Origin of the sequence: Sphingobacterium humi (assembly GCF_009768885.1) — a bacterium.
Taxonomy (GTDB): Bacteria; Bacteroidota; Bacteroidia; order Sphingobacteriales; family Sphingobacteriaceae; genus Sphingobacterium; species Sphingobacterium humi.
The window spans coordinates 60,883-72,503 of sequence record NZ_WSQA01000009.1; the positions used below are offsets into that span (position 1 = coordinate 60,883).

General features: G+C 45.1%; 11 protein-coding genes. 4 read left to right on the forward strand and 7 right to left on the reverse strand.

What is annotated here, in order from left to right; all coding sequences use genetic code 11:
- Positions 1–3: 3 nt before the first annotated feature.
- Positions 4–1,878, reverse strand: coding sequence for a S9 family peptidase (locus GQF63_RS12620; protein ID WP_246163514.1), 1,875 nt, complete (start codon positions 1,876–1,878; stop codon positions 4–6).
- 106 nt (positions 1,879–1,984) lie between these two features.
- Between GQF63_RS12620 and GQF63_RS12625 the strand changes: the two genes are divergently transcribed.
- Complete coding sequence (locus GQF63_RS12625; protein WP_160369594.1) at positions 1,985–2,278, forward strand: DUF4286 family protein; 294 nt, start codon at positions 1,985–1,987, stop codon at positions 2,276–2,278.
- 39 nt (positions 2,279–2,317) lie between these two features.
- On the opposite strand, the gene GQF63_RS12630 is transcribed toward GQF63_RS12625, so the two are convergent.
- The 5 genes from GQF63_RS12630 to GQF63_RS12650 form a co-directional block, all read right to left on the reverse strand.
- Positions 2,318–2,602 carry a hypothetical protein gene (locus tag GQF63_RS12630; RefSeq protein ID WP_160369595.1) on the reverse strand — a complete coding sequence of 95 codons (285 nt, stop codon included), beginning with the start codon at positions 2,600–2,602 and terminating at the stop codon, positions 2,318–2,320.
- Positions 2,603–2,633: 31 nt separating this feature from the next.
- On the reverse strand, positions 2,634–3,338 hold the full coding sequence (locus GQF63_RS12635; RefSeq protein ID WP_160369596.1) for an RluA family pseudouridine synthase: 705 nt from the start codon (positions 3,336–3,338) through the stop codon (positions 2,634–2,636).
- 73 nt (positions 3,339–3,411) lie between these two features.
- On the reverse strand, positions 3,412–4,410 hold the full coding sequence (locus GQF63_RS12640) for an MlaD family protein (protein WP_160369597.1): 999 nt from the start codon (positions 4,408–4,410) through the stop codon (positions 3,412–3,414).
- A gap of 8 nt (positions 4,411–4,418) precedes the next feature.
- Positions 4,419–5,195, reverse strand: a complete 777-nt coding sequence (locus GQF63_RS12645) for an ABC transporter ATP-binding protein (RefSeq protein WP_160369598.1) — start codon at positions 5,193–5,195, stop codon at positions 4,419–4,421.
- Positions 5,196–5,200: 5 nt separating this feature from the next.
- A complete protein-coding gene (locus tag GQF63_RS12650) occupies positions 5,201–5,959 on the reverse strand; it encodes an MlaE family ABC transporter permease (protein WP_160369599.1) in 759 nt (252 codons plus the stop codon).
- A 218-nt stretch (positions 5,960–6,177) separates the two neighbouring features.
- Here GQF63_RS12650 and GQF63_RS12655 point away from each other — a divergent pair, with 218 nt between their 5' ends.
- From GQF63_RS12655 to GQF63_RS12665, 3 genes are all read left to right on the forward strand, one after another.
- Positions 6,178–7,692 carry a DUF6600 domain-containing protein gene (locus GQF63_RS12655; RefSeq protein ID WP_160369600.1) on the forward strand — a complete coding sequence of 505 codons (1,515 nt, stop codon included), beginning with the start codon at positions 6,178–6,180 and terminating at the stop codon, positions 7,690–7,692.
- Between the two features lie 134 nt (positions 7,693–7,826).
- Positions 7,827–9,005: a nicotinate phosphoribosyltransferase gene (pncB, locus tag GQF63_RS12660; RefSeq protein WP_160369601.1), complete on the forward strand. Its 1,179-nt coding sequence runs from the start codon at positions 7,827–7,829 to the stop codon at positions 9,003–9,005.
- Positions 8,998–9,702: a class I SAM-dependent methyltransferase gene (locus GQF63_RS12665; protein ID WP_160369602.1), complete on the forward strand. Its 705-nt coding sequence runs from the start codon at positions 8,998–9,000 to the stop codon at positions 9,700–9,702. The genes pncB and GQF63_RS12665 overlap by 8 nt, the downstream gene beginning before the upstream one ends.
- A gap of 615 nt (positions 9,703–10,317) precedes the next feature.
- On the opposite strand, the gene serS is transcribed toward GQF63_RS12665, so the two are convergent.
- Positions 10,318–11,589 (reverse strand): serine--tRNA ligase, encoded by a 1,272-nt coding sequence (gene serS, locus GQF63_RS12670; protein ID WP_160369603.1) that lies wholly within the window; start codon positions 11,587–11,589, stop codon positions 10,318–10,320.
- Between the last annotated feature and the right edge of the window lie 32 nt (positions 11,590–11,621).

An 11,621-nucleotide genomic window follows, 5' to 3' on the forward strand; every position in this document is an offset into this window, starting at 1 on the left:
GGTCTATTTCAAATACTCGGCCAAAAACTGCTCTATTTCTTGGTAATATTCCACGACGTTTTCTTCATTTCTAAAGCGTTTTCCTTCATCTTTTTTGAAGATATAACGTACTGGGATTTGGTTATTTTTTAATTTACCGACGAATTGATTGGCGTCGGTTACTGATGTAAACTTATCTTTTCCACCCTGGAAATACAAAACCGGAATGCGGACCTTATCGGCATGGAAGATCGGCGATATCGCTTGGAACAACTCCGACTCCTTCGCCGGGTTCCCAATAATGCGGTAATACAGCTGCACATAATGCTTTAAGTGCGGTGGAATCTCCCGGAAATAGGTAAACATATTGCTATAACCCGAAGAGGAAATGGCGCAGCGGTATAGCGTTGAATTGAAGGCCGCCGCATACAAGGCCGAATACCCCCCGAAACCGGCACCCATAATCGCAATCCTATCCTTATCGGCAATCCCTTGATGAATCAGCCAGGCCACCCCATCGGTAATGTCCGATTGAATCTTTCCGCCCCATTCTTTAAATCCTGCCGTCCAGAAATCCTTACCATAGCCTACTGAGCCGCGGTAGTTCACCTGAAATACCGTATAGCCCCGATTGGCCAGGAATTGCACCTCCGGATCAAAACCCCATTCCGTACGTCTGTTAGGCCCATCGTGCACCAGGACCACCACCGGACTGTTCTTCCGCTGTTTACTTGGGTAGGTCACATAAGCATGTATGGTTCGGTTATCACGAGAAAGGTAACTCACCTCCTCCATCGGATACATCGCCAAGTCTTTCAACTTCGGATTATCCGCAATCAAAGGTTTCAGCTCCTTGCTGTTTTTGTTGTAATAATAATATTCACCCGGATGCACATCGCTGTAGGCCCGGATGATAAAACCATTCAGGTTGATATCGTTATCCAAAAAGGTGATTTCCATATCCGGAAACTTCTTTTTCAAAACGGCATATACCTCCTTGAGGGTCGGGTTCAATACATTCTTCTGGTTTCTATTGACGAAGGAAGAGGTGTATAACACTTCCTGACGAATGCTGGAATAGCCTTCGAAATTCAAGTCGCCCAATTTATCCTCGTAAATATTCCGTACTTCCTTTCCATTTGCCGCATCGTATTCTACCAAAGAAAGCTTATCGCGGTTATCGTTAGAAAGCGCATAGATATTGGTGTTCGATCCTTTGACAAATCCCATCGGGATAAAGGCCGTTTCAAAATCATTGCGCATCACCTCCTTAAAAGGCGCAGCTTCCGAAGCCCGGTACAGGATAGACTCCTGCACGCTATCGCTGGTTAGTGCCAGGCGTATTTCCCCATCGGGCGATGCAAACCAATTCACCACATTTCCCGGGTTCTTATAAATCATTTGTGTAGGCCTGCCGTCCATATACACGCGGTAGAGGTCAAACAAAGAAGAGTCACGTTTATTCATCCCCAGCACCAAGCTCCCGTTCTGACTGCGCAGCGGTGCTACCCAACGCAACCTCACCTTGGCCGGATCTACTAGTGGATGACGTTCCTCTGTGCCCACATGAATGCGGAACAGCCTCAAGCTATCTGCCGGCGATTGCGTGTTAGAAAACACCAATTGCTCGTCATCAGCCCAAAAGAACCATTGTACGTTATAGTTAGATTGATAGGTTAATTGTTTGGAAGAATCGGGCCTGGCCAAATCCAGGATAAAAATATTCTTACAATGATCGTGAATCCCTAAATACGCAATTTTTGAACCATCGGGCGATAGCTTAAACTGGCTCTTATCGGGCTTCACAAAAAAGTCTTCAATAGGTATAATTTTCTCATGCCCCCCCTGCTGTTTACAGCTCCCTGCAAACACCAAAAGGCCAATAAGAAAAATAAACATTTTTAAATTCATATGAAAACCAACCACTTCATCAAATATTAAAAAAAAATATCGGAAACTACGGTTTGCAACCTTATTTTTACAGCAGTAAATTAATGTTAAGGTTATGTATTTATACAATATTTCTGTTATTATCGAAGATTCCGTTCATGAACCCGTGTTAAGTTGGTTAAAACAACAACTATTAACTAACGCAAACCAAGATTTAAAATTGTTGAAAATGCTTTATTCACCCCATGAAGGTCAAACCTATTGCATACAAGTTGTCGTGGAAGATGAAGCTGCTATCGAGACCATCCGTACGGCCGTTGTGATGCCCCTTCAGGAACATATTGCTCAGCATTTTCAAGAAAAAGCGTTCTTGTTCGATAGTATCATGCAGTATATTTCACATTCCTAAGGGAGGGGCCAAATTAGCCTTCCCTTTTGCGTGAACAACCTACTCCTTCCCCTCTTTGGCGAGCGGAAAAGTAGCAACCGGCTCTTGCTGACGGAATTTCTTATACCATAGGACACCTACGCCCGCGGCAATTAAAAAAGGCATAGCCAGCAAAAATAAAATACCATCGTTTAAGCCCTTACCCTGCGTGTTACCATCCTTTGTGCTGTTTTCTGCATTTAAGGAACACATGGCACATTGAGCCGTGGCGCTCGGCAGGCTACTGCTGTTAAGCAGCAGAAACACAGCCAAAACCATCATTAGAAAGGAATGCTTACGAATCATAAGGCAAAGTTAAGGATTTATATTAATAATCTTAGACCTGATCGTGCAGCAGCACATTGAATTTCTCCCAAAAACCATCCACCGGAAGCGGTGCTTTTATCAGCATATCCTCTTCTTTCACGGGATGCACAAAGGCCAGGGAACGCGAGTGCAGGCAAATGGTACGCTTTAAACTCCCTCGCGGATAGCCATATTTATTATCCCCAACAAGGGGGCAGCCCATATAGGCCAATTGACAACGGATTTGATGCGTACGCCCGGTTACCGGCATCACCTTCAGCAAGTAATAGCCTTCTAAGGTACCTACCACCTCATAATCCAATTCGGCAAAAGAGCCGTTTTTCACTTCCCGATCATAAGCCTTGGTCACCATCTTCTTCCGATCGCGCAACAACCAGTTCTGTAGCTTCCCTTTCATTTGCGCCGGTTTCTCGCGCACCAAAGCCAGGTACGTTTTTTTCACCTTCCGATCGTGAAATAAGCGGTTCATCCGGTCCAATCCCTTACTGGTTTTGGCAAATAGGATCATGCCGGAAACCGGACGATCTAAACGATGGATAACCCCCACAAAGGCAGCATTCGGTTTATTATATTTCTGGGCCAAATACACACTCAACATCTCTTCCATCGATTTGTCGCCTGTATTATCCACCTGCACAATATCCCCACCGCGCTTGTTGATTGCTATATAATGGTTGTCTTCGAAAAGAACATCCTGATCTGTAAACTTCTCCATTTCCTATGCTAAAAATCTTAAATAAAAAAAGCGACCTCAAGGTCACTCTTTTTAAATTGTTTGTGGTCTGCCCTTAGTTGGCTAAGGAATCTTGCGCCTTGGCAGCTTCTTCTTTTGCTTTCTTCTTAAAGAATCCGCGCAGCAAGAAGTTGCTCTGTAAGGCTTCCATATTTTCATCCAGCTTCTCGGTACTCATGTTTAAGTTCCTCAAAATCTGTTTTATCTCATTCGCTGCGTCTGGGTCGTTTGTCAACACCCCGATGGCGTTATTTTTATCGTTCAAACGCGCAGTGGTTTCATTTAAGTTGGTCATTAAGGCCGATGCGGTTTGGGTTACTCCTTGCAGTTGCGCTGCCGACTCGCGTAAGCTAGCAAACACCTGCGTATCGGTAGAAAGGTCGTGAATCAACCCTTGGTCGCTGTTCAACTTCTTCGTTAAAGTCACCAAGTTATTAACCGCAATATTCGCATCGCTCATGGTCGAGTTTAAGGAATTGACAGATTGACGAAGGTTTTTGGCAATGGCCTCATCGGTCATCAAAGCACCCACCGCTCCTTTTCCTTCTACCATCTGTTTAGAAAGGGTAGCAAAGTTCTTGGTAATTTCCAAGAGGTTTTCATTATTCACCTGTAAGGTCGATAGCATAGCTTCCATTCCTCCGGCTAAGCCCGATTTGATCACATCCCCATCTTTTACTGCCGGCAGGCTTTCAGAACCGCCCACCAAACTGATGATGGCATTCCCGATTAAACCGTCTGAACTTAAGGTTGCAATCACATCCTGGCGAATAAACTGACTCGATTTCTCCTCCACGCTCATCACCACACGTACATTTTCTACGCTTTCAAACTTAATTTCTTTGATGATACCCACCTTCACACCGGAAAACCAAACGTTATTCCCCACCTTCAAGCCTTTCACATCCTTAAAGAAGGTGGTCAAGGCCAGGTTCTTGCTAAATTTATTCTGCTGCGTCCCTAACACCAATATCCCCCCAACTAAAATAATCAATCCTATTAAGGTAAATAACCCTACAATAATCGATCGTTTTCTATCTGCTGTTGTTGCCATAAATTGTATTATACAATAAAATTATAATCATAGAAAGGTTTCACCCTTTCATCATCTGTATTAAAAATCTCCGAAAACTTACCGACGCGCTCAAAACGGCCGTCCAATAACATCGCCACGCGGTCGCCTACCATTTTAGCACACGCTAAATCGTGCGTAATAATAATGGAGGAAGTTTTATAGCGCTCCTGAACTTCATTGATCAAGGAGTTGATATCTAAACAGGTAATGGGGTCTAACCCTGCGGTAGGCTCATCATACATCATGATATCTGGCCGCAAAATTAAGGTTCGCGCAATACCGATCCGTTTCCGTTGTCCACCCGAAAGCTCCGATGGCATCTGGTTAATGGCCCGCAAAAGACCTACACCGTCCAACACATCTTCCACTTCCCGGTTAATTTCCGCTCGGGTCAAATTCCGCTTGTTCCGCACTAAAGGAAATTCCAGATTTTCCCGAACCGTCATACTATCATACAAGGCCGAGTTTTGAAAGGAAAAACCAATGCGCAAGCGCAACTTCCGTAATTCTTTCTCGCTAAGCTCGTTCACCACCTCGCCCAACACATGGATATTGCCTGCATCGGGTTTCAATAATCCCGAAATCAATTTAATCAATACGGATTTCCCGGTACCCGAACGCCCTAACACCACCAGGTTTTCCCCGTTGTATAGTTTTAAATCCACATTACGTAAAACATGCAGGTCACCAAATGATTTACTCACCTGATCTACGTGAATCACTACATCTTCGTAATTTATGGGTGCTGCTTTCTTCTGTTCCATAAGGCTTATCCTACTAATGCTAAAATTTGAACAATAAGCAATTCCTCAATAAACACGATAAACATGGAGGCAACTACGGCTGCGTTGGCCGCCTTACCTACACCTTCGGTGCCCTTCGACGAATTATAGCCAACATAGGTACTCACAAAACCAATGGTAAAACCGAACACAATGGCCCGAAACACCATGGCAAAAATATCTTTAGGCGCAATGGCCTCAAACACTTGCGAGATATAACTCAATACGCTAAGCTGATCTTTGGAAATAATACTTAAATAACCCCCTGCCAATCCAATACCGGCAACATAAAAACACAGCACCGGAATCATAAAAGTGGTAGCTAGGATACGGCTGACAATTAAGAATTTAAAAGGATTGGTCCCCGATACTTCCATCGCATCAATCTGCTCGGTCACGTTCATGGAGCTCAACTCGGCACCAATCTGCGAACCTACTTTTCCCGAAGCAATCAATGCTGTTACTAAAGGTGCCAAGGCACGTACAATGGCAATGGAAATTAACGCCGGCAGCCAAGAGGCCGCACCAAATTCTTCAAGAGAAGGTCTGGATTGTTTGGTAAATACGAAACCGACAATAAAACCTGTTAAGCTGATCAATGGAAATGATTTCCAGCCTACTTCATAACACTGTCGAATGATCTCTTTAAACTCATAGGGTGGACTTACTACTTCACGAAAAAAACGCATCAAGAATCGATGCATCTTCGCAAATTCCAGCAGTAAAGATTCAATTTTCCTCGCCATTAAAACGTATTGTTAAAAAACTAAGATGCCGTCTTTCCATAGGCAAATTACCTGCCAAAGGTACAAACTTTTATTTTATACTGTAATTTATCCTGCAATTAATACCTCCAACACAATTTTCAGGGAAAAAGTTTTACAAAAAAATTATACAGTTAAACCTTTGGCAAAAAAATAGCGTCATAAAGAGAAATTGGTTGTAAACATTAAGGTTTAAGGATATGAAAAACATACGGACATACAGCTTACTTACATCGATCTTAGTTATACTATTCGGTGTATTCCAGGCCAAGCAAGCCTCCGCTCAAGGATACGATGATGTCACCTTCGACGACTTCTATGATGAGTTGGAGCCTTATGGCGATTGGGATGATGACCCAGAATATGGAAATGTGTGGTACCCGCAAGCGGAAAGAGATTTCAGACCTTACGGATCCAACGGCTATTGGTCGATGACCGAATATGGCAATACCTGGGTATCAAACTACGATTGGGGATGGGCACCATTCCACTACGGACGTTGGTTTTACCATAAACACCGTGGATGGGGATGGATACCAGGTTACGAATGGGGACCCGCATGGGTAGACTGGCGCTCGGGTGGCGGCTACTACGGTTGGGCACCAATGTCGCCAGGGATATCTGTAAATGTATCCTTTAACTTGCCGATAGACCTGTGGGTATTTATTCCTACCGCACGTATCTACGACCATTATATGCCTCGTTACTGGTCTCATGGTTCTAGATACCGCAACATCTATCACAATACCACCGTTATAAACAATACCTATATCGTGAACAACAACCATTACTATGGTGGTCCCTCACGTCGGGATATTGAGCGCCATACTGGCCGCCGCGTGGAAGTACGCAACATGCGCTTCTCGGATAACCGCGGTTCCGGACGCGCTGACCGTCGCTCGGTATCGGTATTTCGCCCTACCCGTAGCAATATGGAAAAGGTAAGAAACGAACGTGTAAACCGTGGCGACCGTGGCAATAGCAGCAGAAATGCACGTGTAGATAATAACAGAAACGGACGCATCGAAAACCGTAACGACCGTAGTTCACAAGGACGCGTATCCCGCAACAGCGAGCGTAACAGCCGTTCCAATGGCGATTATACCATTCGTCGAAACGCTCAAGGACAACGCGAAATGCATATCGGTGGATCCAATGGCCGTAATAACGACCGTGGAACCGTAAATAGCGATCGTAGCAACCGTAATGATCGTACGCCGGGCAACATCCGCACCGAAAATAGAAACAACCGCAGCTCGCAGGTACAACGCGAAAGACCAACACGGGAAATTAACCGTAGCGAATCACGCACCCCACGCTCTTCAGAGCAGGGTCGTACCGCATGGGATCGTGGTAACTCCTCGCGCACTACGCGCCAATCGGCACCTAGTCAACGCGTGGAACGTAGCCAACCTCAACGCATGGAGCGTAGCCAGCCGCAACGCATGGAACGCAGCCAGCCGCAACGCATGGAGCGTAGCCAACCCCAACGGATGGAACGTCAGCGTCCTAGCCAATCGGCACCGAGAACGCAACAACGCGCTCCTCGCATGGAACAGCAGTCACGTTCACAGAATCGTGTGTTCCAGGCCAGCAACAGCGGCCGCAGTGTAGAGCGTCAATCCAGACCTTCTGTTCAACGCAGTTCCGGACAGGTTAGTCGCCAGTCCTCGGCAAGAGCAGAACGCGGTTCTGGACGCGGGCACAGAGATTAAAATCTATCACTTTGAAATAAATTTGTTTAAGCGGGCTGAATTTTTTCAGCCCGCTTTTGTTGTGTTTGGCATAAAACCTGCACCTTTGTGTTTATAAATTGTTAAATTAACTGCTACACGAAGATTCAGATGCTATGGCAAAACTCATTTCCATACTTGATAACGACTTTTATAAGTTCACCATGCAATATGCCGTGGTCAAATTATTTCCCAAAGCCAAAGCCCGCTATCGCTTTATCAACCGGGGGAAACACCAGTTTCCCGAAGGTTTTGCCGAGCAGTTGCGGGAAGCCATTAACAACATGGCGCAACTGAAATTAACCAAAGCCGAAAAAAGCTTCTTTGCCAAAACTTGCCCCTATATCGACCCGACGTATTTTGATTTCCTTCAAGGCTATCAATACGATCCGGAAGAGGTACACATCAGCCAACAGGGCGGCGAGCTAGAAGTGCATATCGAAGGCTATTGGTATCGCACCATCCTCTGGGAAGTACCTGTCATGGCGCTGATTTGTGAACTGTATTACGAACTTAGTGCTGAAAAACGTGTGGACGATCTGGAAGTAGCCCGTATCGTGGACGATAAAATGGACAAATACGATAAACTCCACATCACCATTGCCGATTTTGGAACCCGCAGACGCCACTCCTACGCGGTGCACGACTTAGTGATTAAAGCGCTGAGCGAGCATCCTTCCAACACCTTTATCGGTACCAGCAATGTGCATTTTGCCATGAAGTATAAAACCAAACCGATTGGCACCCATGCCCACGAATGGTTTATGTTTCATGCCGCCAAGTATGGCTATAAAATGGCGAACCTCCTGGGCTTAGAACATTGGTCGGATGTATACCGTGGCGACTTAGGTATCGCCCTGTCGGATACCTATACTACCGAAGCCTTCTTCCAGCAGTTTGATAAAAAGCTGACGAAATTATTCGATGGGGTGCGTCATGATAGTGGCGACCCGATAGAATTTGCCAAAAAGACCATTAAACATTACGAAAGCAAAGGCATCAACCCCTTAAATAAAACCATCATCTTCTCGGATGGACTCGACTACGAGAAGGTGGAGAAAATCGTTAGCTTCTGTAAAGATAAAATCGGCTTCTCCTTCGGTATAGGAACAGACTTCACCAACGATGTAGGCCTGAAACGCATGAACATCGTTTTAAAAATGACGGAGGCCTATCCGGATGAAGGACAATGGACCCCAGTTATCAAACTATCTGACGAGCCGCTGAAACATACCGGCGATCCGGAAGAAATTAAAATGGCCATGCGCATCTTACATATTCCTGCCCATGCATAGAGATGTTTATGGTGCCGCACTCTTTGATTTTCAAGAAAAAGGCGAACTCGACGAACCCCTATTATTACACAGTAGTTATGGTGATATCGAAGAAATGCCGGTAGAGGTATTCTACCGCGAAGAAGAAGATATCCCCGAATTGGAATACATCGCCCTGCAGCTTTGCGATGGCAAGGTGCTGGACGTTGGCGCCGGAACCGGCGTACATGCCCTATTCCTGCAAGAAAAAGGATTTCAGGTAGATGCCCTGGAGATATCGGAAATCGCCTGCAATATCATGCGTACGCGTGGGGTGCAGCAGGTAATCTGTGCCGATTTCTTTACGTTCCATGAGAAACCTTACGATACCTTGCTGTTCCTGATGAACGGCATCGGCATTGCCGGCACGCTAGAGGGGTTTAAAAACCTCCTGCGCCATGCCAAAACCCTGCTGAGCGATCGCGGACAACTGCTGTTCGATAGCTCGGATATTTCGTACCTCTATGAAGAATACCGCATCCAACGCCCCGAACATTACTTCGGCGAAATAAACTTCCAATACGAATATAAAAAGCAAAAAGGAGAACCCTTTAAATGGCTTTATATCGACCAAAACACCCTGATAAAAATTGCCCACGAAGAAGGTTGGGTCGTGCAAGTGCTCTTTGAGGATGAAAACGACCAGTACCTCGTGCGGATGGAACCCCGCAAAGGGTAAGACTTTCTTCTGATTTCTGTTTTTTGCAAGCTTTTGCAGAGGCTTTGTATAACCCTTTGTAAAGCCTTTGCAAAGGGGTTTGAAAGGGGTGAGAAAGGGGTGAGAAAGGGGTGAGGCTGGTAGGTGGTAGTTGGAAGGTTGTTGGTATAGCAAGTGTTGTCATCGTGCTGTCATCGTGAGCGGAGTCGAACGACTGGTACGTCAATGCAATTAAAAATGCTTAACAAGATTATTAACAATGTGTTACAAAAAAAACATATCATTTGTAGTTGTCATCGGGAGAAGGTAAATGTTTGCAAAATTTATTGGAAGGTGATGACATGAAGTGGCATTGCTTGTTAAGCTTTGCTAGTTAACTGCGGCACGATATGCTAGTAAACTACGGCACGCTTTGTACCGCGTTGTGGCCAGAGTTGTCATGGTAACGGAGTTGAACCATTGATACGTCATTACGGATAAGCAACAAAAAAGATAAAGTAAGTTGTTGATAAACAACGCAATTAGCATTGTTGATTACATTGACGTACCAGTCGTTCGACTCCGCTCACGATGACAGCACGATGACAGCACTTGCCAAAGCGATGTCAAAGTGTTAATAAAAAATCACCAAAAAAACTAGTCTATATACTCAAAACCTACATAAGGCACTAGCACCTCTGGAATTTTAATTCCCTTTTCGGTTTGGTTATTTTCTAATATGGTCGCTACGATACGTGGTAGGGCAAGTGCCGATCCATTTAAGGTATGCGCCAATTGGGTTTTACCGTCTTCGTTTTTGAAGCGTACTTTCAAGCGGTTTGCTTGGTAGGTTTCAAAGTTGGATACGGAAGAAACTTCTAACCATCTTTTTTGTGCGGCACTGTAGGTTTCCATATCATAGGTCATGGCGGATGTAAAGCTCATATCGCCACCACATAAACGCAGTACGCGGTATGGAAGTCCTAATTGCTGCAATAGAGATTGCACATAGCTGCTCATTTCTTCCAACGTAGCATAAGACTGGTCAGGACGAACAATCTGTACCAGCTCTACCTTATCAAATTGGTGCAAGCGGTTTAAGCCACGTACGTGCGCACCATAAGATCCTGCTTCGCGACGGAAACATGGGGTATAACCGCAATGCTTAATCGGGAAATCTTCGGCCTTCACGATGGTATCGCGGTAGATATTGGTAATCGGCACCTCCGCTGTTGGGATAAGGTACATATCGTCGTTCTGCACATGGTACATCTGCCCTTCTTTATCAGGCAACTGGCCGGTAGCATAAGCAGATGCTTCGTTTACCATAATAGGCACCTGCACTTCGCGGTAGCCTCTTTCTGTCGCTTGATCTAAGAAGAAGTTGATCAGTCCGCGTTGCAAACGAGCGCCTTTTCCTTTGTATACCGGGAAACCGGCACCTGTTACTTTGGTTCCTAATTCAAAGTCGATGATATCATATTTTGCGGCAAGCTCCCAATGTGGCAAGGCATTTTCCGCTAAGCTCGGCATAGTGCCATGCTCCAATACCACTTCATTTTCCTCGGGCGTGCTGCCTTTTGGAACTTGGTGGTAAGGTAAGTTTGGCAATTGAACCAGCTTTTGATTTAAATCTTGCTCTACGCGATCTAATTCGTCGGTAAATTCTTTTAACTGCTCTTTATATGATGCCGATTTCGATTTGATAGCTTCAGCTTCTTCCTTCTTCCCTTGGCGCATAAGGTCACCAATTTGCTTTGCAGACGCGTTGGCCTCCGCAGCAATAGAGTCGGACAGATTCTGGATTTTACGACGTTGTTCATCTAATGCGATGATTTGATCGACCAAATCAACATCGTTGAAATTCTTTACTGCAAGCCTTTCAACTACCTGATCCCTGTTTTCACGGATGTAATTTAATTGCAACATATAACTTTGCTTTTGTTAAAATAAAGCACAAA

What these genes read in the sequence shown, in the direction of transcription:
- GQF63_RS12620 (WP_246163514.1), bottom strand. Translation starts at nt 1,878, where the DNA reads ATGTTTATTTTTCTTATTGGCCTTTTGGTGTTTGCAGGGAGCTGTAAA.
- GQF63_RS12625 (WP_160369594.1), top strand. Translation starts at nt 1,985, where the DNA reads ATGTATTTATACAATATTTCTGTTATTATCGAAGATTCCGTTCATGAA.
- GQF63_RS12630 (WP_160369595.1), bottom strand. Translation starts at nt 2,602, where the DNA reads ATGATTCGTAAGCATTCCTTTCTAATGATGGTTTTGGCTGTGTTTCTG.
- GQF63_RS12635 (WP_160369596.1), bottom strand. Translation starts at nt 3,338, where the DNA reads ATGGAGAAGTTTACAGATCAGGATGTTCTTTTCGAAGACAACCATTAT.
- GQF63_RS12640 (WP_160369597.1), bottom strand. Translation starts at nt 4,410, where the DNA reads ATGGCAACAACAGCAGATAGAAAACGATCGATTATTGTAGGGTTATTT.
- GQF63_RS12645 (WP_160369598.1), bottom strand. Translation starts at nt 5,195, where the DNA reads ATGGAACAGAAGAAAGCAGCACCCATAAATTACGAAGATGTAGTGATT.
- GQF63_RS12650 (WP_160369599.1), bottom strand. Translation starts at nt 5,959, where the DNA reads ATGGCGAGGAAAATTGAATCTTTACTGCTGGAATTTGCGAAGATGCAT.
- GQF63_RS12655 (WP_160369600.1), top strand. Translation starts at nt 6,178, where the DNA reads ATGAAAAACATACGGACATACAGCTTACTTACATCGATCTTAGTTATA.
- pncB (WP_160369601.1), top strand. Translation starts at nt 7,827, where the DNA reads ATGGCAAAACTCATTTCCATACTTGATAACGACTTTTATAAGTTCACC.
- GQF63_RS12665 (WP_160369602.1), top strand. Translation starts at nt 8,998, where the DNA reads ATGCATAGAGATGTTTATGGTGCCGCACTCTTTGATTTTCAAGAAAAA.
- serS (WP_160369603.1), bottom strand. Translation starts at nt 11,589, where the DNA reads ATGTTGCAATTAAATTACATCCGTGAAAACAGGGATCAGGTAGTTGAA.